21 protein-coding genes, 4 tRNA genes and 2 pseudogenes are annotated in these 22,531 nt (G+C 61.6%); 20 read left to right on the forward strand and 7 right to left on the reverse strand.

Annotated features, from left to right (window positions below):
• Positions 1–37: 37 nt before the first annotated feature.
• The 9 genes from ACWHXD_RS10120 (at position 38) to ACWHXD_RS10160 (ending at position 8,584) form a co-directional block, all read left to right on the forward strand.
• A complete protein-coding gene (locus tag ACWHXD_RS10120; protein WP_044273025.1) occupies positions 38–1,063 on the forward strand; it encodes an NAD(P)H-dependent glycerol-3-phosphate dehydrogenase in 1,026 nt (341 codons plus the stop codon).
• Between the two features lie 10 nt (positions 1,064–1,073).
• Entirely contained in the window at positions 1,074–1,421 is a 348-nt protein-coding gene (locus ACWHXD_RS10125; protein ID WP_003190047.1) for a DUF4389 domain-containing protein, read from the forward strand.
• Positions 1,418–1,867, forward strand: coding sequence for a phosphohistidine phosphatase SixA (sixA, locus tag ACWHXD_RS10130; RefSeq protein ID WP_138763461.1), 450 nt, complete (start codon positions 1,418–1,420; stop codon positions 1,865–1,867). The genes ACWHXD_RS10125 and sixA overlap by 4 nt, the downstream gene beginning before the upstream one ends.
• Positions 1,868–2,650: 783 nt before the next feature.
• Positions 2,651–4,300 carry an AMP-binding protein gene (locus ACWHXD_RS10135; protein WP_138763460.1) on the forward strand — a complete coding sequence of 550 codons (1,650 nt, stop codon included), beginning with the start codon at positions 2,651–2,653 and terminating at the stop codon, positions 4,298–4,300.
• 30 nt (positions 4,301–4,330) lie between these two features.
• Positions 4,331–4,774 carry a hotdog fold thioesterase gene (locus ACWHXD_RS10140; protein ID WP_098952224.1) on the forward strand — a complete coding sequence of 148 codons (444 nt, stop codon included), beginning with the start codon at positions 4,331–4,333 and terminating at the stop codon, positions 4,772–4,774.
• Between the two features lie 97 nt (positions 4,775–4,871).
• Complete coding sequence (locus ACWHXD_RS10145; RefSeq protein ID WP_056788499.1) at positions 4,872–5,675, forward strand: alpha/beta fold hydrolase; 804 nt, start codon at positions 4,872–4,874, stop codon at positions 5,673–5,675.
• Positions 5,672–6,526 carry an alpha/beta hydrolase gene (locus ACWHXD_RS10150; protein ID WP_098952222.1) on the forward strand — a complete coding sequence of 285 codons (855 nt, stop codon included), beginning with the start codon at positions 5,672–5,674 and terminating at the stop codon, positions 6,524–6,526. The genes ACWHXD_RS10145 and ACWHXD_RS10150 overlap by 4 nt, the downstream gene beginning before the upstream one ends.
• A 102-nt stretch (positions 6,527–6,628) precedes the next feature.
• Positions 6,629–7,447, forward strand: a complete 819-nt coding sequence (locus ACWHXD_RS10155; protein WP_098952220.1) for a DUF4892 domain-containing protein — start codon at positions 6,629–6,631, stop codon at positions 7,445–7,447.
• 72 nt (positions 7,448–7,519) lie between these two features.
• Complete coding sequence (locus ACWHXD_RS10160) at positions 7,520–8,584, forward strand: AI-2E family transporter (RefSeq protein ID WP_003190063.1); 1,065 nt, start codon at positions 7,520–7,522, stop codon at positions 8,582–8,584.
• 564 nt (positions 8,585–9,148) lie between these two features.
• Here ACWHXD_RS10160 and ACWHXD_RS10165 read toward each other — a convergent pair.
• Both ACWHXD_RS10165 and ACWHXD_RS10170 read right to left on the reverse strand, forming a co-directional pair.
• A complete protein-coding gene (locus ACWHXD_RS10165; RefSeq protein WP_044273032.1) occupies positions 9,149–10,180 on the reverse strand; it encodes a sensor histidine kinase in 1,032 nt (343 codons plus the stop codon).
• A complete protein-coding gene (locus ACWHXD_RS10170; protein ID WP_014717756.1) occupies positions 10,180–10,944 on the reverse strand; it encodes a response regulator in 765 nt (254 codons plus the stop codon). Before ACWHXD_RS10170 ends, ACWHXD_RS10165 begins: the two co-directional genes overlap by 1 nt.
• A gap of 259 nt (positions 10,945–11,203) precedes the next feature.
• Between ACWHXD_RS10170 and pyrF the strand changes: the two genes are divergently transcribed.
• Positions 11,204–11,902 carry an orotidine-5'-phosphate decarboxylase gene (gene pyrF / locus ACWHXD_RS10175; RefSeq protein ID WP_003190068.1) on the forward strand — a complete coding sequence of 233 codons (699 nt, stop codon included), beginning with the start codon at positions 11,204–11,206 and terminating at the stop codon, positions 11,900–11,902.
• 609 nt (positions 11,903–12,511) lie between these two features.
• Here the strand turns inward: pyrF and ACWHXD_RS10180 are convergent.
• On the reverse strand, positions 12,512–13,519 hold the full coding sequence (locus ACWHXD_RS10180; RefSeq protein WP_032892611.1) for an NADP-dependent oxidoreductase: 1,008 nt from the start codon (positions 13,517–13,519) through the stop codon (positions 12,512–12,514).
• A 228-nt stretch (positions 13,520–13,747) separates the two neighbouring features.
• Here ACWHXD_RS10180 and ACWHXD_RS10185 point away from each other — a divergent pair, with 228 nt between their 5' ends.
• From ACWHXD_RS10185 to ACWHXD_RS10200, 4 genes and pseudogenes are all read left to right on the forward strand, one after another.
• Positions 13,748–14,509, forward strand: a complete 762-nt coding sequence (locus tag ACWHXD_RS10185; RefSeq protein ID WP_138763459.1) for an SDR family oxidoreductase — start codon at positions 13,748–13,750, stop codon at positions 14,507–14,509.
• Between the two features lie 200 nt (positions 14,510–14,709).
• Positions 14,710–16,122 carry an aminotransferase-like domain-containing protein gene (locus tag ACWHXD_RS10190; protein ID WP_138763458.1) on the forward strand — a complete coding sequence of 471 codons (1,413 nt, stop codon included), beginning with the start codon at positions 14,710–14,712 and terminating at the stop codon, positions 16,120–16,122.
• 995 nt (positions 16,123–17,117) lie between these two features.
• A pseudogene (locus ACWHXD_RS10195) lies at positions 17,118–17,345 on the forward strand (HAMP domain-containing protein); the annotation flags it as partial.
• 15 nt (positions 17,346–17,360) lie between these two features.
• Complete coding sequence (locus tag ACWHXD_RS10200) at positions 17,361–18,203, forward strand: methyl-accepting chemotaxis protein (protein WP_423814708.1); 843 nt, start codon at positions 17,361–17,363, stop codon at positions 18,201–18,203.
• Between the two features lie 36 nt (positions 18,204–18,239).
• Here ACWHXD_RS10200 and ACWHXD_RS10205 read toward each other — a convergent pair whose 3' ends face one another.
• Entirely contained in the window at positions 18,240–19,052 is an 813-nt protein-coding gene (locus ACWHXD_RS10205; RefSeq protein WP_138763456.1) for an alpha/beta fold hydrolase, read from the reverse strand.
• Positions 19,053–19,378: 326 nt separating this feature from the next.
• Entirely contained in the window at positions 19,379–20,149 is a 771-nt protein-coding gene (locus tag ACWHXD_RS10210) for a hypothetical protein (protein ID WP_032892606.1), read from the reverse strand.
• Positions 20,150–20,508: 359 nt separating this feature from the next.
• Here ACWHXD_RS10210 and ACWHXD_RS10215 point away from each other — a divergent pair.
• From ACWHXD_RS10215 to ACWHXD_RS10240, 6 genes are all read left to right on the forward strand, one after another.
• Positions 20,509–20,584: transfer RNA gene (locus tag ACWHXD_RS10215), tRNA-Glu, on the forward strand.
• Between the two features lie 3 nt (positions 20,585–20,587).
• Positions 20,588–20,663 (forward strand) — tRNA-Gly (locus tag ACWHXD_RS10220).
• 105 nt (positions 20,664–20,768) lie between these two features.
• A tRNA-Glu gene (locus tag ACWHXD_RS10225) sits at positions 20,769–20,844 on the forward strand.
• Between the two features lie 3 nt (positions 20,845–20,847).
• A tRNA-Gly gene (locus ACWHXD_RS10230) sits at positions 20,848–20,923 on the forward strand.
• Between the two features lie 44 nt (positions 20,924–20,967).
• Positions 20,968–21,135: a hypothetical protein gene (locus ACWHXD_RS10235; protein WP_499083908.1), complete on the forward strand. Its 168-nt coding sequence runs from the start codon at positions 20,968–20,970 to the stop codon at positions 21,133–21,135.
• A gap of 90 nt (positions 21,136–21,225) precedes the next feature.
• Complete coding sequence (locus ACWHXD_RS10240; protein WP_032892604.1) at positions 21,226–21,432, forward strand: hypothetical protein; 207 nt, start codon at positions 21,226–21,228, stop codon at positions 21,430–21,432.
• Here the strand turns inward: ACWHXD_RS10240 and ACWHXD_RS10245 are convergent.
• Together ACWHXD_RS10245 and ACWHXD_RS10250 are read right to left on the reverse strand one after the other, a co-directional pair.
• Positions 21,403–22,170: pseudogene (locus ACWHXD_RS10245) on the reverse strand (RHS repeat-associated core domain-containing protein); the annotation flags it as partial. The gene ACWHXD_RS10240 and the pseudogene ACWHXD_RS10245 overlap by 30 nt on opposite strands.
• A 96-nt stretch (positions 22,171–22,266) precedes the next feature.
• Positions 22,267–22,530, reverse strand: coding sequence for a PAAR domain-containing protein (locus tag ACWHXD_RS10250; RefSeq protein WP_032892601.1), 264 nt, complete (start codon positions 22,528–22,530; stop codon positions 22,267–22,269).
• Between the last annotated feature and the right edge of the window lies 1 nt (position 22,531).

Here is a 22,531-nt window from a genome sequence, read left to right on the forward strand (position 1 = left end):
GCCGCCATCGCCACTGGTATGGATTAACGGATTGCATATGACTGAACAGCGCCCTATTGCGGTCCTGGGAGGCGGAAGTTTTGGTACCGCCGTGGCTAACCTGCTGGCCGAGAACGGCCACGCGGTGCGCCAGTGGATGCGCGACCCCGAGCAGGCCGAAGCCATTCGCGTGCATCGCGAAAACCCCCGTTACCTTAAAGGTATCAAGATTCATCCTGCTGTCGAGCCGGTGACCGACCTGCTGGAAACCCTCACGGCCTGCGACCTGTGCTTCGTCGCGCTGCCTTCCAGCGCCTTGCGCTCGGTATTGGCACCCCACGCCGAACGCCTGGCCGGCAAGCTGCTGGTCAGCCTGACCAAGGGCATCGAGGCCCACACCTTCAAGTTGATGAGTGAAATCCTCACCGAAATCGCCCCGCAGGCGCGTATTGGCGTGCTGTCCGGGCCGAACCTGGCGCGGGAAGTTGCCGAGCACGCATTGACCGCCACCGTGGTTGCCAGTGAAGACGAGGCCTTGTGCGAGCGCGTCCAGGCCGTGCTGCATGGCCGTACTTTCCGGGTCTACGCCAGCGCCGATCGCTTCGGCGTCGAATTGGGCGGGGCGTTGAAAAACGTCTACGCGATCATTGCCGGCATGGCCGTGGCCCTGGGCATGGGCGAAAACACCAAGAGCATGCTGATCACCCGTGCCCTGGCCGAGATGACCCGTTTTGCGGTGAACCAGGGCGCCAACCCCATGACCTTCCTCGGCCTGGCGGGCGTGGGCGACCTGATCGTCACCTGTTCATCGCCTAAAAGCCGCAATTATCAAGTCGGGTTTGCCCTGGGCCAAGGGCTGAGCCTGGACGAGGCGGTGACGCGCCTGGGCGAAGTGGCCGAAGGGGTCAACACCCTCAAGGTCTTGAAGGCCAAGGCCCAGGAAGTGGGCGTATATATGCCGCTGGTCGCCGGGCTGCACGCGATCCTGTTCGAAGGGCGCACCTTGAACCAGGTCATCGAGTTGCTGATGCGGGCCGAGCCCAAGACCGATGTCGACTTTATTTCCACCAGTGGTTTCAACTGAGGAACGCGTCATGAACGATCCCAAAGCTGCCCCTCCTTACGAGTCGATTGTCTTGCGCATCCTGTGGATGCTGGTGTTTGCGCTGGTATGGCAGGTGGCGCAATTCCTGCTCGGCGCGCTGGTGGTGGTGCAATTGATTTACCGGCTGATCTACGGCGCACCGAACCTGGGCCTGATGAATTTTGGCGACAGCCTCAGCCAGTTCCTGGCGCAGATCGGCCGCTTTGGCAGCTTCCACACTGAACAAAAGCCTTGGCCGTTCGCCGATTGGCCAACCCCGCGTGCGCCCGAAGGTGAAGCGGCCCACAGCGTACCGCCGGCACCGCACCCGGTGCGTGATGAAGAGCCGAAGCTATGAAGGTATGGATTTTGCGTCACGGTGAGGCCCAAGCGCAGGCGCGCACGGACGCCGAGCGCAACCTTACCGAGCATGGGCGTGCCGAAGTCTTGCGCAGTGCTGCGCACCTGATTGGCCAGCCCTTGGGCGTCATTATTGCCAGCCCTTATGTACGGGCGCAGCAGACGGCGCAGTTGGTGCGCGATGTGCTGGGGTTTGAGCGCGAGATCCTTACGGTGCCGTGGCTGACGCCCGATGAGGATGTTCGACAGGTGCTGGAGAAGCTCGATACTGATGACGACGTGCTGTTGGTCAGCCACCAACCGTTGGTGGGCAACCTGATCAGTTTTTTGCAGCATGGGCATCAGCGTCAGCCACAGCCGATGTATACGGCCAGCTTGGCGCAGCTTGAGGGGGACTTTCCGTTGGCGGGGTTGATGAGTCTGGTGGATGTGAAGAATCCCTAACGCACTCCAACTGTGGGAGCTGGCTTGCCTGCGATGACGGCCTGCCAGCCAACACCTATCTACCTGACACCCCAACGATCCCTCTGTGGGAGCTGGCTTGCCTGCGATGACGGCCCGCCAGCCGGCGCCTGTCTACCTGACACCCCAACGATCCCTCTGTGGGAGCTGGCTTGCCTGCGATGACGGCCCGCCAGCCGGCGCCTGTCTACCTGACACCCCAACGATCCCTCTGTGGGAGCTGGCTTGCCTGCGATGACAGCCTCCCAGCCGACACCTGTCCACCTGACACCCCACAATCCAACTGTGGGAGCGGGCTTGCTCGCGAAGGCGGCTTGGCAGTCAACACAGTTGGATTGGGTGCATATCCATTGCTGCGGTAACGGCCGCTTAGGGTTCCGCCCTGACGGCGGCTCACTTTGCAAAAGCGGCAAAGTAAGCAAAACGCTCTTGCCCCACCACTCGGCACCTCGCTGGGGCTCGGTGTGCCCGTAATTCGCCAGTGATTTGGGGGGCCGCCGCCACGCGCCATCCTTGGCGCGGGGCGGCTAAACCGGCATCCCTGCCGGTTTACCCCCCAAATCCCTGTCGAATTCCGGCCAGCGTGGTTTGATGGGGCGCCTAAGATCAAGATCAAGAGCAGATCAAGAGCAGATCAAGAGCCAGATCAAGAGCGGCTCGCTTCGCATCGTGGTTAGCGGCAGGCCGTTTCCTTTGTCTGTGCTATACAGTCAACCAAGCAAGTGCTTGGTTGGCTGTATCTCGGATCACAAAGGAGCGCGTCCCATGCCTGTCGCTTTTCGTTTGCCGTTGCAGGTCTTCTTTGAGCGTGAAGCGCGGCACCCGCGTAAAGTTTTTCTTGTTCAGCCCATCGGCGGCGGTGAGGTGCAGACCCTCACCTGGGGCGAGGTGGGCCACCAGGCGCGTTGCGCTGCGCACTGGCTGCGTGCGCGGAAGTTGCCCCTGGGCTCGCACATTGCGCTGATTTCAAAAAACTGCGCCCACTGGATCATCGCCGACCTGGCGATCTGGATGGCCGGGCATGTGTCGGTGCCGCTTTATCCCAACCTTACCGCTGAGTCCGTCGCCCATGTGTTGACCCATTCGCAGGCGCGGTTGGCGTTGATCGGTAAACTCGATGACTGGCCGGCGATGGCGCCTGGCGTTCCTGCGGGGGTGCCGACTATCAGCCTGCCGCTGTGTCCGGAGGGGACTTTCGATTTCAGTTGGATGGACCTGCAAGCCTGTTCTCCTATCCAGGACAACCCGCTGCCGGATGCCGCCAGCCTGGCCACTATTATCTACACCTCCGGTACTACCGGCCTGCCTAAAGGGGTGATGCACAGTTTCGGCGCCTTGGGTTTTGCTGCCACGCGCGGTACTGAGTTGTTCGGCCTGGGGGAGGGTGACCGGTTGCTGTCGTACCTGCCGCTGTGCCATGTGGCGGAGCGGATGTTTGTTGAAATGGCGTCGATCTATACCGGGCAAACCGTTTTTTTCGCCGAGAGCCTGGAGACGTTCCTCACCGATCTGCGCAGGGCGCGGCCGACGGCCTTGTTTGGTGTGCCGCGCATCTGGACCAAATTCCAACTGGGCGTCTACGCCAAAATCCCGGAAAAACGCCTTGATACCCTGTTACGCCTGCCTTTTATCGGCAAGCGCGTCGGCCATAAAGTCCTCGCCGGTCTGGGGCTGGATGCGCTGCGTATCGCTCTGTCCGGCGCGGCGCCGGTGCCCGAGGCGTTGCTGCGTTGGTATCAGCGCCTGGGCCTGGATGTGCTGGAGGTGTATGGCATGACCGAAAACTGCGGCTATTCCCATGTGTGTCGCCCAGGCGGGCAAACGCTCGGTTGGATCGGCCAGCCCTGCCCAGGTGTGCAAGTGCGCATCGACCCGTCAGGGGAAGTGCAGGTACACAGTGGCGCGACCATGTTGGGGTATTTCAAGGACCCGCAGAAAACCGCGGATACGCTCACCGCAGATGGCTTCCTGCGCACGGGGGACAAGGGCGAGCAGGACGCTGACGGTCGTCTGCGCCTGACCGGGCGCCTCAAGGAGATCTTCAAGACCAGCAAAGGCAAATACGTGGCCCCGGCGCCGATTGAAAACCGCCTGGCCGAACATGCACGGATTGAACAGGTGTGTGTGGTCGGCGAGGGGCTCAGCGCACCGATCGGGCTGTGCGTGTTGTCGGGGCCGGGCGAGGACCGCCACGCCCTGGGCAGTGGCCTTCAGCGTTGGCTGGCACAGGTGAATGCCGGCCTGGATAAGCATGAGCGCATGGGGCAGTTGGTGGTGGTGAAAGATCACTGGGCGGTGGAAAACGGCTTTCTCACGCCGACCTTGAAGATCAAGCGCAACGTGATCGAGTCGACGTACGGGCCACATTTGCAAGCGTGGAGCGCGCGCGGCGAAACCGTTCTGTGGCAGGATTAGGGCCGTAATAAAACCAACAAGGACAACCGTATGAGCCTGTGGCGTACCCAACCGAATATCGAACACCTCAACGCGATCCAGAAAAACACCATCGGTGAATTGCTGGATATTCGTTTCGAAAGCTTCGACGACGAATCCCTCACCGCCAGTATGGTGGTCGACCACCGCACCCATCAGCCCTACGGCCTGCTGCACGGTGGCGCCTCGGTGGTACTGGCCGAAAGTGTCGGCTCCATGGCTGCCTATTTGTGCATTGATGCCAGCAAGTTCTATTGCGTGGGCCTGGAGGTCAACGCCAACCACCTGCGCGGCGTGCGCAGCGGGCGGGTGACGGCGGTGGCCAAGGCCATTCATATCGGGCGCACCACCCAGGTGTGGGACATCCGCTTGAGCAGCGACGAGGGCAAGGCCAGTTGTGTCTCACGCCTGACCATGGCCGTGGTGCCGCTGGGTGAACAACAGCCGGCGCGATAGGCGTGGCGTGAGTGTCATCATTCCTGGCAGTTACAGTCATTGCTGTAGGCGCCGGGCATGGTGACAATCCCCCTCTGTTTTGGTTGATGGAAACTGTATGTCGCAGCACGTGTTTTTTACCCACGCCAATGGCTTCCCTTCGGCCACCTACGGCAAACTGTTTGCCGCCTTGGCCCCGGAATATGCAGTGGCACATCTGCCGCAGCACGGTCACGACCCCAGGTTCCCGGTGGATGATAACTGGCAGAACCTGGTGGACGAACTCATCCACCATCTGGAGCAGCAGCCAGAGCCAGTGTGGGGCGTGGGCCACTCCCTGGGCGGCGTGCTGCATTTGCACGCGGCCATGCGCTGCCCGCACCTGTACCGGGGCGTGGTGATGCTGGATTCACCGGTGCTCACCCGCGCAGACCGCTGGGTGATCCGCGCTGCCAAGCGCTTTGGCTTTATCGACCGCCTCACCCCAGCCGGGCGCACCCTTGGCCGGCGCGAAGAATTCACCGACCTGGACACCGCGCGCAGCTACTTCGCCGGCAAGACCCTGTTCCGTGGCTTCGACCCCGATTGCTTTGACGCGTACCTGCAACATGGCCTGCAGCAAGTGGGCGACCGCCTGCGCCTGCGGTTCGACCCGGCCACCGAAATCAGCATCTATCGCGGCGTGCCGCACACCAGCCCGGGCCAGGTGCGCCAGTTGAAGGTGCCGCTGGCCGTGGTGCGTGGTCGCCAGAGCCGGGTGGTGATGCGTCACCATGCCAGTGGCGTCGACCGCCTGCCCATGGGCGAAATGCTCACCATGCCCGGCGGCCATATGTTCCCGCTCGAACGCCCTCAGGACACTGCTGCCTTGATCAAGACGCTGTTCGCTCGCTGGCAGGCCCGTGAGCGAAATTGCGCATGAGCACGCCTGTCGAAGAGGTTCGCCTGAGCCTGCCGCATATCGAACTGGCCGCGCATCTGTTCGGGCCTGAGGACGGCCTGCCGGTGATTGCCCTGCATGGCTGGCTGGACAACGCCAACAGCTTTGCGCGCCTTGCGCCCAAGTTGCACGGTTTGCGCATCGTTGCCCTGGACATGGCAGGGCATGGGCATTCGGCGCACCGCCCGGCCGGCGCCGGTTATGCCTTGTGGGATTACGTCTACGACGTGCTGCAGGTGGCCGAGCAACTGGGCTGGAAACGTTTTGCATTACTTGGCCACTCCCTGGGCGCCATCGTCTCTCTGGTATTAGCCGGAGCCTTGCCGGAGCGGGTGACGCACTTGGGCCTGATCGACGGCGTGATCCCACCGACCGCCAGCGGCGAGAACGCGGCCGAGCGCCTGGGCATGGCCTTGCAGGCGCAATTGAGCCTGCAAGATAAGCGCAAGCCGGTCTACAACAGCCTTGATCGAGCGGTTGAGGCGCGGATGAAAGGCGTGGTGGCGGTCAGCCGTGAAGCGGCGCAGCTCCTGGCCCAGCGCGGTTTGATGCCGGTACCGGGCGGTTACACCTGGCGCAGCGACAGCCGCCTGACCCTGGCGTCACCGATGCGCCTGACCGAAGAACAAGCCATGGCTTTCGTGCGACGGGTAGGGTGCCCTACGCAGTTGGTGGTCGCGGCTGACGGCATGCTGGCGAAACATCCCGAATTGCTTTCTCAGCTACCCTTCACGGTTACCACGCTGCCAGGCGGCCATCATTTACACCTGAATGACGAGCCCGGCGCGGCTCTTGTTGCAGACTGTTTCAATCGGTTCTTCTCCACGCCTTGACTTGGCGGGGTCAACTGCCGAGGCTGGGCGGATTGAAAGGGAGTCAACCATGAACACACTCAATATCGCTGTGACCAACATTGGCCAGGGCTCACTGATCCGATGAGCCTGGGTAAAGGAAGTATCCGTGCCCTTGGCCTTTGCTGTTTCAGCCCCCTGGTATTTGCCGCCGACCTGCCGGGCAGCCAGGATCTGCCGGCGGTAGCCCGCCAGGTGGATGCGCAAATCGTCGATTACCGCCCCGCTGAAGACAAGGAACGCATCTACCCCATGGGCGCGATTCGCAAGATCAGCGGCCAGTTGCGTTACGAAGGCCAGGCCATCGCACGCGGCCCGGCCACTGCAATCACCTATGAACTGCCCGCCGAACACAGCTCCAGCGCTGCCTTTACCGCAACGCGCGAAGCCTTGCAGGCCAAGGGTGCGCAGTTGTTGTTCTGGTGCAAGGCCCGCGATTGTGGCGAAAGCAGCCTGTGGGCCAACGAAGTGTTCGGCAACGCCAAGCTGGTGGGCGCCGACGGCCAACAGGAATACCTGCTGCTACGCCTGGCCGCCCCGCAGGACAATTCCCTGGTCGCGCTGTACGGCATCACCCGTGGTAACCGCCGCGCCTACCTGCATGTGGAGCAACTCGACGCCAGCGCGCCCTTGGGCGACCTGCTGCCCACCTCGGCCACCCTGCTGCGTGAACTCAAAAGCACCGGCGAGCTGGATTTCCCCGCGCTGGGCGCCGAACCGGATGACACCTGGCTGACCTTGATATCCCGAGCCTTGAACCTCGACACCACCCTGCGCGTCAGCCTGAGCGGGCCGAAGGCTGAGGCCTGGCGCCAGGCACTGGTAGAGAAGGGCGTGCGCACCGCCCGTCTGGAAACCGGCAGCGGTGAAACCCAAGGACTGCATCTGCATCTGATACGCTAAGCACCACAGGGCGAACGGACCCGCGCCGTTCGCCTAAGCTCTCTTTCTACAGCCTTCTTCTCGAGATACCCGATGCTCAATAACGATCGCCTGCTGGTGCAAATCCTGCTGCTGGTGCTGTTTGGTGCCAGCTTCTGGGTCATGGCGCCGTTCTGGTCGGCGCTGTTCTGGGGCGCGGTGCTGGCCTTTGCCAGTTGGCCGCTGATGCGTTTGCTCACCCGCTGGCTCGGCGGTCGGGAATCCCTGGCGGCTGGCATCCTGACGTTGGGCTGGATGTTGCTGGTGGCAGTGCCATTGGTATGGCTGGGGTTCAACCTGGCGGACCATGTGCGTGATGCAGTGGCGCTGATCAAGGACATCCAGGTCGACGGCTTGCCCGAGGCGCCGACCTGGTTGGGGTCGATCCCCTTCGTAGGCGAGCGCCTGGTGGCGACATGGGACAGTATTGATCAACAAGGCGCGGCGCTGATGGTGAGCATCAAGCCGTACCTGGGCCAGGTCGGCAATTGGTTGTTGGCGCGCAGTGCGCAAATCGGCGGCGGCATTCTTGAGCTGACCCTGAGCCTGGTCTTCGTGTTCTTTTTCTACCGTGACGGGCCGCGCCTGGCGATGTTTGTGCACCGCCTGTTGGAGCGTCTGATTGGCGAGCGCGCGGGCTATTACATCGAACTGGTGGCCGGTACGGTGCAGCGGGTGGTCAATGGTGTGATCGGCACCGCTGCGGCCCAGGCGCTGCTGGCGCTGATCGGCTTTCTGATCGCTGGCGTACCGGGCGCGTTGGTGCTGGGTATCGTGACCTTCTTGCTCAGCCTGATTCCCATGGGCCCGCCGCTGGTGTGGATCCCGGCCACGGCGTGGCTGGCGTGGAAGGGCGACTACACCTACGCGGTGTTCCTGGGCGTGTGGGGCACGTTCGTGATCAGCGGCGTGGATAACGTGCTCAAGCCGTACCTGATCAGCCGTGGCGGCAACCTGCCGTTGGTGATTGTGTTGTTGGGCGTGTTTGGCGGGTTGATAGCGTTCGGCTTTATCGGCCTGTTTATCGGCCCGACGTTGTTGGCGGTGGCTTACAGCCTGCTGACAGACTGGAGCGCGAGCCAGGCGCAGGTGCGCCGTGAAGACAAGCCGTGTAACTGATCGGTGACTACATAACTGTCATGCGACGCTGCACCTGTGGGAGCTGGCTTGCCTGCGAAGACGGCCTGACAGCCGACCGGGATGTTGGATTTGACCGCGTACATATCCGTTATTTAGGTAACGGCCACTTAGGGTTCCGCCCTGACGGCGGCTCACTTTTGAAAAGCGCAAAAGTAAGCAAAACGCTCTTGCCCCACCACTCGGCACCTCGCTTAGGCTCGGTGTGCCCGTAATCCGCCAGTGATTTGGGGGGCCGCCGCCACGCGCCATCCATGGCGCGGGGCGGCTAAACCGGCATCCCTGCCGGTTTACCCCCAAATCCCTGTCGAATTCCGGCCAGCGTGGTTTGACGGGGCGCCTAAGATCAAAAGCAGATCAAGAGCAAGATCAAGAGCGGCTCGCTTCGCATCGTGGTTACCGTTGGCTGCAACAACCTTCAAGGTTGTGTAGATACCTATGCTGCGATAGCGGTGGGCCAGCCAACACTTCATCGACTGACACTGCGCAATCACAGGCAAGCCAGCTCCCACATTTGGATCGCGGCGCGTCAGGTAATGGGAGTGCTTAAACCCTCGGCAACCACATCACCGCCGTCAACCCACCGCCCGGTGTGTCCTCCAGGCTCAGGTGGCCGCCGAGTCGCTCGACGGCCTCTCGGGCAATGGTCATCCCCAAACCGACCCCTCCGGAATTGCGGTTGCGCGACCCTTCCAGGCGAAAGAACGGCTCGAACACCGCTTCGCGCTTATCGGCGGCGATCCCCGGGCCGTGGTCGATCACCCGGATCACCAGGGCGCCACGGCTGTCGGCCAGTTCTACCCGGGCGGTGCCGGCATAGCGCAGGGCGTTGTCGATCAAATTGTTCAGGCAGGAACGCAGGGCCATCGGCTGCACCTGCAATGGCGTACAGGTGCCGGAAAATTGCACGTCGCGGCCTTGGTCCTGGGCGTTTTCACTTAAAGACTCCACCAATGCCTGCACATCGAGCCAATGCCGTGTCTCGCTGGTGCGCTGTTCGTGCAGGTAGCTCAAGGTGGCATCGAGCATGCCGATCATGTCGTCCAGGTCCTGGCGCATCTGGCCTTGCAGCTTGGGGTCTTCGATCTGTTCCAGGCGCAGCTTGAGGCGCGAGAGCGGGGTGCGCAGGTCGTGGGAGACCGCGCCGAGCATGCGGGCGCGCTGGCTGACTTGTTCGCGGATGCGCTTTTGCATCAGGTTGAAGGTGGAGGCCGCCTGGCGTGCTTCGCGAGGGCCGGATTCCACCAAGGGCGGGCTGTCGAGGTCGACGCTCAAGCGCTCGGCCGCCGCGCTCAGGCGCTGGATCGGCCGGCTCAGCAGTTTGGCGCCGTACCAGGCGGCGATGATCAGCGAGATAAATTGAAACGTCAGGGGCACCACCGGGCCGCCAAACCAGGGGCGAGGCGCTTTGCGCAAAGGCGTGAGGCTGCCGTCCGGTTGTTCGACGAACGCCGCGCGGGGCGGTGGCGGCGGGCCGTAGTGGTGGAACCAGAAGAATGCCAGCACGTGGGCCAGCACAATCGCCACCAACAACAGGCCGAACAGTCGCCCGAACAGCGTATTGAAGGGGGCGCGCATCAACCGATATCCCGGGCGTCGAACAGGTAGCCTTCGCCGCGTACGGTCTTGATCAATTGCGGAGCCTTGGGGTCATCCCCCAGCTTCTGGCGCAGGCGCGACACCAGCAAGTCGATGCTGCGATCAAAAGCCTCGATGGAGCGCCCACGGGCCGCGTCCAGCAGCTGTTCGCGGCTCAGTACGCGGCGCGGGCGTTCGATAAACACCCACAACAAACGAAACTCGGCGTTGGACAACGGCACCACCAGGCCATCATCGGCCACCAGCTGGCGCAGGACGCTGTTCAGGCGCCAGGTGTCGAAACGGATATTGGCCCGCTGTTCGGTGCGGTCATCACGCACCCGGCGCAGGATGGTCTGGATACGCGCGACCAGTTCTCGGGGTTCGAACGGCTTGGACATATAGTCATCAGCGCCCAGTTCCAGGCCGATGATGCGATCGGTAGGTTCGCAACGGGCAGTAAGCATCAGGATCGGAATGTCCGACTCGGCGCGCAGCCAGCGGCATAAGGTCAGCCCGTCTTCGCCCGGCAACATCAAGTCGAGCACCACCACATCGAAGGTCTCCGCTTGCATGGCCTGGCGCATGGCGGTGCCGTCGGTGACACCCGAGGCGAGAATATTGAAGCGTGCCAGGTAGTCGATCAGCAGTTCGCGGATCGGCACGTCGTCGTCGACAATCAGTGCGCGGGTGTTCCAGCGCTTGTCTTCGGCGATCACCGCGTCTTTTGGCGCTTCGTTTACAGGGTCGCAAGGGGTATGCATAGCGAGGTCATCTGCCTGGTTGTGGCTGTCAGCATAGGCGCCCAGTTCCAGGGCTGGAAGTGCTGGGCGGGCGGTCATGTGCGCGAGGCTAGCCGGGCGGCGTATTGGGGGCGTGTCGTGAATGTATCGGGGTTGAAACAATTGCCTTGAATCGCCGGTATTGGGCGCTTGATCGGTATTTACCGATCATCGGATCCCGCAACGGCGCTGCTTGCGCTACAATCCGCGCCGATTTCGACTTGCCTGAGAGCCCATTCCAATGTCCGTCTGCCAGACTCCTATCATCGTCGCCCTGGATTACCCCACCCGTGACGCCGCACTGAAGCTGGCTGACCAGTTGGACCCGAAGCTTTGCCGGGTCAAGGTCGGCAAGGAATTATTCACCAGTTGCGCGGCGGAAATCGTCGGCACCCTGCGTGACAAAGGCTTCGAAGTGTTCCTTGACCTGAAATTCCATGACATCCCCAACACCACGGCGATGGCCGTCAAAGCCGCGGCCGAGATGGGCGTGTGGATGGTCAATGTGCACTGCTCCGGTGGCCTGCGCATGATGAGCGCCTGCCGCGAAGTGCTGGAACAGCGCAGCGGCCCCAAACCGTTGTTGATCGGCGTGACCGTGCTCACCAGCATGGAGCGCGAAGACCTGGCGGGCATTGGCCTGGATATCGAGCCGCAGGTGCAGGTGTTGCGCCTGGCAGCCCTGGCGCAGAAAGCCGGCCTCGACGGCCTGGTGTGCTCGGCCCTGGAAGCCCAGGCCCTGAAGAACGCTCACCCGTCGTTGCAACTGGTGACACCGGGTATCCGCCCCACCGGCAGCGCCCAGGACGACCAGCGCCGTATCCTGACCCCGCGCCAGGCCCTGGATGCGGGCTCGGATTACCTGGTGATCGGCCGTCCGATCAGCCAGGCGGCGGATCCTGCAAAAGCGTTGGCAGCGGTCGTCGCCGAGATCGCCTGATTTTTAGAGTGAGCAAAAAATGTGGGCTGCCCACAGAATCAGTGCAAGGAACAGATCCCCTGTGGGAGCGGGCTTGCCCGCGATGGCCATAGGTATCTACACAATTTTGGGACGACACTGGACCTGTGGCGAGGGAGCTTGCTCCCGTGACGGCCTGATAGTCAACGCAGTTAGACCCGGTACATATCCGTTATTTAGGTAACGGCCACCTAGGGTTCCGCTCTGACAGCGGCTCACTTTCGAAAAGCGCGAAAGTAAGCAAAGCGCTCTTGCCCCACCACTCGGCACATCGCCTAGGCTCGGTGTGCCCGTAATCCGCCAGTGATTTGGGGGGCCGCCGCCACGCGCCATCCATGGCGCGGGGCGGCTAAACCGGCATCCTTGCCGGTTTACCCCCCAAATCCCTGTCGAATTCCGGCCAGCGTGGTTTAACGGGGCGCCTAAGATCAAGATCAAGAGCGGCTCGCTTCGCATCGTGGTTACCCGGTGGCTGCGGCGAACTGCACAGTTGTGTAGATACCTATGCCGCGATGGCGGTGGGTCAGATTAATTAATCTGACCCACCGCCATCGCAGGCAAGCCAGCTCCCACATCTGTTTTTGTGGTGTGTCAGCTGACTTTGAGCACCAACTTCCCGAAGTTCTCGCCGTTGAACAGCTTCATCAGCGTTTCCGGGAATGTCTCCAACCCTTCGACAATATCTTCCTTGCTCTTGAGCTTGCCCTGGGCCATCCAGCCGGCCATTTCCTGACCCGCCGCCGCAAAGTTTGCCGCGTGGTCCATCACCACAAAGCCTTCCATGCGCGCACGATTGACCAGCAATGACAGGTAGTTGGCCGGGCCTTTGACCGCTTCCTTGTTGTTGTACTGGCTGATTGCACCGCAAATCACCACGCGGGCTTTGAGTGCCAGGCGGCTGAGCACCGCGTCGAGAATATCGCCGCCGACGTTATCGAAATACACGTCCACGCCTTTGGGGCACTCGCGCTTGAGGGCGGCGGGCACGTCTTCGCTTTTGTAGTCGATGGCGGCGTCGAAGCCCAGCTCATCGACCAGGAACTTGCATTTCTCGGCGCCACCGGCGATCCCCACCACGCGACAGCCCTTGAGCTTGGCGATCTGCCCGGCGATGCTGCCCACGGCACCGGCAGCACCGGAGATCACCACGGTGTCACCGGCTTTCGGTGCGCCGGTCTCCAGCAGAGCAAAGTAGGCCGTCATGCCGGTCATGCCCAGGGCCGACAGGTAGCGGGGCAGGGGCGCCAGCTTGGGGTCCACCTTGTAGAAGCCACGGGGCTCGCCGAGGAAGTAATCCTGCACGCCCAGTGCACCGTTCACGTAGTCCCCCACCGCGAAGTTCGGATGCTTCGAGGCAAGTACCTTGCCGACGCCCAGGGCGCGCATCACTTCGCCGATGCCCACCGGTGGAATGTAGGACTTGCCTTCATTCATCCAGCCACGCATGGCCGGGTCGAGGGACAGGTATTCGTTGCGCACCAGCACCTGGCCGTCCTGGGGTTCGCCCACCGGCACTTCCTGGTAAGTGAAGGTCTCGCGCGTGGCGGCACCGACCGGGCGTTTGGCGAGCAGAAATTGGCGGTTGGTCTGGGCGGTCATGGCAAGGACTCTTTAGAAAGGGAACATGAGTGATAGACCCTCAGTGGCAGAAGGGCAAGGGTGTGCGGCGCAGGCGAATGCCCGGCAATAGGCCTCATTGATAATTAGCTGGGCGGCTTTATCACTGCGATTCATGCAGCGCCAACCGGCCTTCTGATAGTGCTGACGCGCGGCTCCCGGCGTTGGCTAGACTCGCTCCACCGCTACTAACTCCACAGGACAGTTCCCATGAGCATGACGTTTTCCGGCCAGGTCGCTTTGGTGACCGGCGCCGCCGCTGGTATTGGCCGTGCCACCGCGCTGGCATTCGCCGCCGAAGGCTTGAAGGTGGTGGTCGCTGACCTCGATGTGGCGGGAGGCGAGGGCACTGTGGCACTGATCCACCAGGCCGGTGGCGAAGGGATATTTGTGCGCTGCAACGTCACGCTCGACACCGACGTACAGCAATTGATGGCGCAGACCGTCGCCACCTATGGGCGCCTGGACTACGCCTTCAACAACGCCGGGATCGAGATCGAAAAGGGCAAGCTGGCCGACGGCAGTCTCGATGAGTTCGATGCCATCATGGGGGTCAACGTCAAAGGCGTGTGGCTGTGCATGAAGTATCAGCTGCCGTTGCTGTTGGCCCAGGGCGGCGGGGCCATCGTCAACACCGCCTCGGTGGCGGGGTTGGGGGCGGCACCGAAGATGAGCATCTATGCGGCGTCCAAGCATGCGGTGATCGGCCTGACCAAATCAGCGGCCATCGAGTACGCGAAGAAGAAAGTCCGCGTGAATGCCGTCTGCCCGGCCGTGATTGATACCGACATGTTTCGCCGCGCCTATGAGGCTGACCCGCGCAAGGCTGAGTTTGCCGCAGCCATGCACCCGGTTGGACGCATTGGCAAGGTTGAGGAAATCGCCAGCGCCGTGTTGTACCTGTGCAGTGATGGCGCAGCGTTTACCACCGGTCAGGCCCTGGCGGTGGACGGTGGCGCGACGGCGATCTAGGACGGCAGGTCGCGCGGCATTCGAAAACAGATCCAGGCGCTGTGGGGCGTTTCCATGGCAGGCAGTGGGCTGTGCCTAAATATGTTTCAGTAGGTAAATAACTCAATAAAATCAATACTTTAATAAAAGTTGGCGACCGGTTTTAACAGGCTTCTGTGCTTAACTGTTTTGGGTTAACAGACAGTTTAAGTGAGTGGCTCATGGATTTAGGGATTGATCGACAAGCCCAGGTACCGGTTGTTCAGCAGATCGTCAGCGCGGTGGCAGAATGGATTCGCAAGGAGGGGGTGAGCCCTGGCACACGCTTGCCGTCCATTCGCCAATTGGCCCTTGATAACCTGCTGAGCCAGGCCAGCGTGATCGAGGCATTCGAGCGGTTGGTGGCCCAGGGGCTGCTGGCCCCCAGGCAGGGTTCGGGGTTTGTGGTAGCGCAGCCCACCACGGCCCACGAAAACCACTGGTATGAAGGTGCGGAACAGGGCTGGGGCGCCTTTACCGATGGCCCGCTGGGCGAGCTGAAGCTGGGCTGCGGCTGGCTACCCGACACCTGGCGCGAAAGCGATGACATCAGCTACGCGATCCGTGAACTGAGCCGTACCGACACCGGCGGCCTGTTCAACTACAGCACGCCTCTGGGGCTGCCGGCGTTGCGCGAACAACTGCTCAAGCGCCTGACCCAGATACACGTGCCCGCCAGCCTGGACCGTATCCTCACCACCCATGGCGCCAGCCATGCCCAGGACCTGCTGATACGCACGCTGCTCAAGCCCGGTGATGAGGTGGTGGTCGAGACCCCAGGGTATGGCAACCTCTATCGCCAACTGGCCTTTCAGGGGGTCACGCTGCTGCACGTGCCGCGCACCCGTGGTGGCCCGGATATCCCGGCATTGGAAGCGCTGCTGCACACCCACCGACCCAAGTGCCTGTTCATCAACAGCCTGTATCACAACCCCACAGGGACCAGTTTGAGCCGTCCGGTGGCGGAGCGCTTGTTGGAGCTGGCACGCGAGCGCGACTTCCTGATTATCGAAGAGGACGTCTACGGCGACCTGCAACATGCCAGTTGCACACGCTTGGCGGCGCTGGCCCATGATGACCGGGTGATCTATGTGTCGAGCTTTTCCAAGACCCTGAGCAGCGCCCTGCGCGTGGGTTACCTGTGCGCCAGTGCTGCGATCATCTCGCAATTGGCCCAACTCAAGACCCTGACTGGCATCGGCACTTCACGTTTTGCCGAAGCCATGGTGACGACGTTGTTGACTAACGGCACTTACCGTAAGTGGGTGCAGCGCCTGCGCAAGCGCCTGAACGCGCAGATGGCCGCGACGTTGCAGGTGCTGGAGGATGAAGAGTGGCAGGTATTTGCCGCACCCGCGGGTGGCATGTTCTTGTGGGCGCGACCGGGCTTGGCCGACCCTTTGCGATTGCAAGCCTGCGCCCAGCGGCTCGGTGTGTTGCTGTCGCCGGGGGCGTTGTTCAGCCCCACGGGTGAGCGCAGCGAATGGCTGCGCATCAATGTGGCCTACGCGGCTGATCAACGCGCGTTGACGCTGTTTCGCGCCATGGGCGCGGCAAGATCGACCTCGACCATTCTGAAAACGACGCACGTGTAGCTTTTTGCCATTATTCCGGCGCCAGCGGCTTGTGCTCAGTGCCTCGGGGTTGCGAATCTCGCTGCTTGTAAACCTGGCCTATGGCATTTGCCATTGCAAGAGGATCAAGTGCAATGATTTCGGGCGTGCAACGACGTTTCGCCAACCTCGGTATGGCAAAAAAACTCGGCTTGGGTTTTACCCTGGTACTGCTGCTGACGGCCCTGGTCGCGGCCATCGGTGTGTGGTCCCTGCAGACCATCGGCCAGCGCTTCGAAGGCCTCACGTCGATGTCGACGCTTAACAGTGACCTGCTCAAGGTGCGCTTGATCGAACAGGACTATGCGCTGCACGCCGACCCCAAGGCCGTTGACGCCCTGCATGCCAGTGTCGATGCGCTGCTGGCCCAGGCCACGCGTCTCAAGGCTCGGTCCGCCAGCAACGAGCGGGTGATGGGCGACGTTGAGCAAGCCTTGGTCGCCTATCGCCAGGCATTCGATGAGTTCGTCGAGTTGACCCAGACCAAAGACCTCGCCTTGGAAATGGCCAGTTGGTCGGTGTCCAGCGTGGCCAATAACCTGGATGTGCTGCAAGCCGGGCTGGCGGACGACGGCGCCTATGGCCTCAAGGAAAGCCAAGGCAAGGAGGGCGCGGAGTTTATCGAGCAGGCAGGGCAAGTCAGCCAAGTGTCGCGGCTGATGTTGCAGGCCATGAACGAAGCACGGGTGCGCCTGGACCAGAGCCGCAGGGCGGACGCAGACGACGCCGGGCAGGGCAAGATCGAGCAAGCCGACCAGGCCCTGGCTGAAGTCGAGAAACTCAAAACCACGGTCAAGGACCCCGGCTACCAGACCGTGCTCAATGAAGTCTCCGGGCATATCGCGTCGTTCAGTGACAAGCTCGGCGAATACACCGGGCTGCTGGCCCAGGAAAAAGTGGTCTACACACAATTGCATGACCGCGCCGAGCAAGTGGTCAGCCGGGTCAACCAGGCGTATGCCGCCGAAGACCAGTCCATGCAAACCCAGTTGCAACACAGCACGCTGCTGATCATCGGCTCATCCGCCCTGGCGCTGCTGGTGGGCTTGATCGCTGCATGGGTGATCACCCGCTTGATTGTTGCGCCGTTGCGCGCGGTGATCGTCGTGGCCCAGCAGATCGCCTCGGGTGACCTGAGTGGGCGTATGGAGGTCAGCCGGCGTGATGAAATCGGCCAGTTGATGCAGGCGATGCAGCAGATGGGCAACAGCTTGAGCCAGATGGTCAGTGGGTTGCAGACGGGGATCGAACAGCTCGCCAGCTCCGCACATTCGCTGTCCAGCGTCACCGAGCAAACCACTGCCGAAGTCAGCAACCAGAAGGACGAAACCGAACAGGTCGCCACGGCGATGAACCAGATGACCGCTACGGTGCACGATGTGGCACGCAATGCCGAGCAGGCGGCCCAGGCCGCGCAGACCGCGGATGCCAAGGTTGATAGCGGCCAGCAGGTGGTGCGCATGAGCCTGCAGCGTATTGAGCTGCTGGCCACATCCAGCAACAGTGCCAGCGCCAGCATCGAAAGCCTCAGCGCGCAAATCCAGAACATTGGTACCGTCTTGAGTGTGATCCAGAGTGTGGCCGAACAGACCAACTTGCTGGCCTTGAACGCTGCGATTGAGGCGGCGCGTGCCGGTGAGCAAGGGCGTGGCTTTGCGGTGGTGGCCGATGAAGTGCGGGCACTGGCCAAGCGCACCCAGCAATCGACCGAAGAAATCGAACGGCTGGTCAGCACGCTGCGCAGTGCGGCGCAGTCCTCGGTGCAGCAGATCCAGCAGAGCGGCGAGCTCGTGAAGCTGGCGGTCAGTGATGCGCTGGAAACCGAAGGGGCCCTGGGCAGCATTGCGGCGGCTGTTTCATTGATCCAGCAGATGAACCAACAGATCGCCGCCGCCGCCGAGGAGCAGAGCTCGGTGGCCGAAGAGATCAACCGCAGCGTTACCAGTATTCGGGCGAGTGCCGATCATTCGGCGTTGAGCATGCAAGACAATGCCGCCTCGAGCATCCAGTTGGCGCAGTTGGGCGCGCAACTCAAGGGCATGGTGGGGCATTTCCGCCTTTGATCGCAGCCAAGGCGCTGCGATCTGAGGGCAGGGCGATCAGGCGTGGTTGGCGAGGAAGGTCAGCAGCGCCTCGTTGACGAAATCCGGGTTCTCGCGGCTGGAGATATGCCCGGCTTCGGGGATGAGAATAAGGCTGCAACCGATCAGATCGGCCATTTCCTCGGATTCTGCTGGTGGCCGGGGTTTGTCCTGCTCGCCGCACATCACCAGGGTGGTGTCGGAGTCCAAGGCCGGTAGTTGCGCCAGGATGTCTTCACGGCTGAAGATCAGGCGGCCCAGCGGCACGATGCTGTCCAGCAGGCGTTCTTTGGGGAAGCTTTGCAGTGACTGGCGAAAATCCTGGTACAGCGCGGATTCGCGGTCGATGCCCGGGCGGAAGAAGATCGGTGCGATCACATCCAGCAACGGTTCGGGGATCGCCCCGGCGTCTTCGATCATCTTGAACAGCGAGAAATAGTACTGGCACGTTGCTTCGGGTTCGGCCCCGAGGTAGGTGTCCATCAGTACCACGCTTTTGATGCGCTCGGGAGCCAGCAGCGCCAGGCGTGCGCCCCACATGCCGCCGACCGAGAGGCCCACCAGGTTGGCCTCTGCGATGTCCAGGTGATCCAGCAGTGCCAGGGCCTGGCGGGCAAGGTCATCCAGGGAATGGGTGGGTGCTGGCAACGGGCCGGACTCACCGTGGCCCCATAATTCGGGGACGATTACGCGGTATTGCTGCGACAGCGCTTCAATCTGCGGCGCCCACATGTCGCTGGCCCATAGGTAACTCGAACCCAGTAGCACGACGGGGCCGGCGCCCTGGTCGATATAGTGCAGCGGTTGTCCATCAATCACGGCGACAGGCATAACAGGCCTCTAATTTCACGGAGTGAGGGGCACTTTTTTACGCTAGTCGGGGGCGGGGGGATAGGGTCATATTAATGGCATGTGGCAGAATCGGATTTTCCTTAGCGGCCTGACACCCCACGATCCTACTGTGGGAGCTGGCTTGCCTGCGATGAAGGCCCGCCAGCCGATACTCACCTACCTGACACCCCACCATCGAACTGTGGGAGCGGGCTTGCTCGCGAAAGCGGCGGGTCAGTCAACATCAATCTTTGCTGAGCCGACGTCTTCGCCGGCAAGCCCCACCCTTGATTTTCGTTGCTATGAGCATTGCGCTCGCGTTGCCATCAATCGTAAATAGCTTTCTTCTTCCACTCGGCGTCAGCGTCAACGACTTTCAAGCCCTCGGTCAACTCGTTGACTTCGTCCTCGGCAGGCTGGCTGTTGGTCAGCACCGTGGAGTTGGCGCGCGCAAGTTGGGATTCCAGCAGTTGCAACTGAGCGCTGTAGAGCACCGGCTCTGGCTGTTTGCGCAGGTACTGCACGCCGCGCTCGAACGCCAGGCGTGCCTGGCCGGGTTGGCCTTGCAGCAGGGCGTGCTGGCCGAGGTTGTTGAAAAACTCGATGTGCAGCAGCACCAGGATATGCCGGATTTCCTTGATCCAATGCTTGGCCTCGTTGGTCGGCAGGAAGCCGTCCTGGGCGGCGCGGGTGACTTGGCCGTGCAGGGCTTCGAGCAAGAAGCGCACGTCCTTGGCCTTGGCTTCGGTCTGGATCGGCGCCGGCGGGTTGGCCACTGGAATCGACTCGCCTTGGGCGATCAGCGCATTCAGTTCGTTGATGCGCGCCTTGAGTGGTGTGCTGGACTTGTTCAGGTTCAACAGGCGCTGGTTGACGTTCAGCTCCAGGCGAGCCAGCAACAGCTTGAGCGCTGGGGTCATCAGTTGGCCAGGGAAGGTCTCGGTGATTTCACCGCAGCGACGCAGCCGATCGTTAAGCTCGATCTCGGTGCGCTTCTTTTCCAGCTTGTTGTTTTCCACCACGTGGTTCATGTAGCCAATGGCGATCAGTATTACGATCCCGGCTATTACCAGCAGGGTGATCATGAGTGGTGTCACCGGTGTGACCTCTTTAATAGGGTGTGCTGTGGAGTGTAGTGACTGGGTCATCCGGCGGATAGGACCGATCGACCAGTTGCCCAGGTGATTTCTTCTATATAGGTAGGCGTTGCCTGAATGGATGCACATTGCCATCATTTACCTGGGTGAACTATAGCGCCTTGTCGAACGCCAGAATATAGGCGCCAAGGCTCGGACGGCACCAATGCCCGCGAAGGCCGTGAAACCATGGCGAAGTCATTGATTTAAATAAATTTATCCTTGGGGGTTGACGACCTTTCAATCCATCCATAGAATGCGCGCCACTTACAGCGTAAAGCACACAGCGAAACGCGGTAGGGAGTGAATGTTGTACGTGTGTCCCCTTCGTCTAGTGGCCTAGGACACCGCCCTTTCACGGCGGTAACAGGGGTTCGAGTCCCCTAGGGGACGCCATATGCGGGAATAGCTCAGTTGGTAGAGCACGACCTTGCCAAGGTCGGGGTCGCGAGTTCGAGTCTCGTTTCCCGCTCCAATTTACAAGCAGTGTGGCCCTCGGGCGGCATTGAGTGAAACCAGGACCAAGTCTTCGGACAAGGCCTCTGGGCACTGGAACACACACCATGTGTTTCAGTAGCGTGTCCCCTTCGTCTAGTGGCCTAGGACACCGCCCTTTCACGGCGGTAACAGGGGTTCGAGTCCCCTAGGGGACGCCATTTGCGGGAATAGCTCAGTTGGTAGAGCACGACCTTGCCAAGGTCGGGGTCGCGAGTTCGAGTCTCGTTTCCCGCTCCATATTTAACGAAAACGCCGATCAGTGATGATCGGCGTTTTTGTTTGTGCGCAATAAATACCGCAACGGTGAGTCGGTTGTCGTCGATGCGAGTCAGTTGGCCGGCAGCGTCGTGCCGGTAGTTGCTTACCACCAGGCGTTGAGGGTCGCCGCGTTTACCCAGTGCATGTTCCAGCAACTGGCCGTTGGGTGTCCAGGCCTGCCGCTGCTGTAGACCGTTGCCCTGGTCGCGGGCGATTTCGCGGTGCAGGTTGTCGCGCTGGTAGCTGAGCAGTTCTTGGTCATCTACTTTTAGCGCCAGTAAATGGCCGCTGCCGCAGGTCAACCAGCTGACACGATGGCCGTCTGGTCGTGTGGTGGCGATACGCTGGTTGAGGGCATCGTATTCGTGCTTCCAGATGGCGACATGCGGCTCCTGCAAATAACGCAGGTACTGATGCTCGCGGGTGTTGTTACCTGCACGGTCGTAAAACCATTGCAGCTTGCATGCAGCGTTCTCGGCCAGCAGTAGGTTGCCGTTGCCGTCGTAGGCGAAGGTCTCGGTCTGCCATTCCTCGCCCTTCCTGTGCCCGGCATTACGGGCGATCAGGCGACCGAGTGGGTCGTACTCGAACGTAGTGACCCGGTCGCCAGCTATGCGACGGGTCGGCTGGTTGCTGCCGTGGTCGTAGAGGTAGTTGGTGATCTGTTTGTCGAAGCCGGTTTCCTGGCGTAGACGTCCGTCGGGATCGTACTTGAAGCTGGCGGTGCTGTTGTTTTCGTTGCGTAACTCGGTCAGTTGACCGAGGCGATCCCAGCGGTAATCGAGGGTTGTGTCGTTGGCATCCAGGCGCTTCTGGATCAGCCCAGCCTCGTTGTAATACCAGGTGGTGCGTTGGCGCAGAGCATCGGTATGGGTGAGCAGGCGACCTTCGGCGTCGCGTTCGAAGTGTTCTTCGGTCTTGTCTGGGTGGATCAGTCGTACGAGTTGCCCGGCGCGGTACTCATAGGCAGTGGTGCTCCCTTCGGCATCGGTAAAACTGGCGAGTTGCCCCAAAGAATCGTAATGCCACTGGCTAACCTTGCCGGAACAATCGGTATAGCGAGTCAGCTGGCCGTCAGCGTTGTAGGCCAGTTGCTTGGCACCACTGTTGGCATCGGTGATGACCACGGGCAGGTTGTCGCTGTTGTAGCTGTACTGGGTTTTGTTCTCCAGCGGGTCGATGGTTTCGATGATGTTGCCGCGTTGATCGTAGTCGTACTTCCACAGCCCGCCTTCGGCATCGCGGGTTTTGACGCTGGCATAGGCATTGGCGAGATCAAGCCAATGCCGGGGACGTCGGGTTGTTAAAGAGCGGGGCGCAGGTCAGCGATGCACGGCACCGCGGGAACCGCTGGCGATCAGGGTTGCGCCGCAGGTGGTCTTCATGCCATCCAAGGCTACGGGAATGCCGTTGACGGAATAGGTGCTGCTGCCTTCGGCGATCGGGAAGGGGCCTTTGCATAGGGGGCACATCACCATGTGGCCCTTGCCGGCCATGGGTTTACCGTTGAGGTTGGTGTGGGGAATGGATTCGGTGACAACACCACCGTGGTCGGTGGTGTCGCCGAGGCGGACGATGGTTTTCATA

The sequence above is a fragment of the Pseudomonas fjordensis genome, from assembly GCF_976987115.1.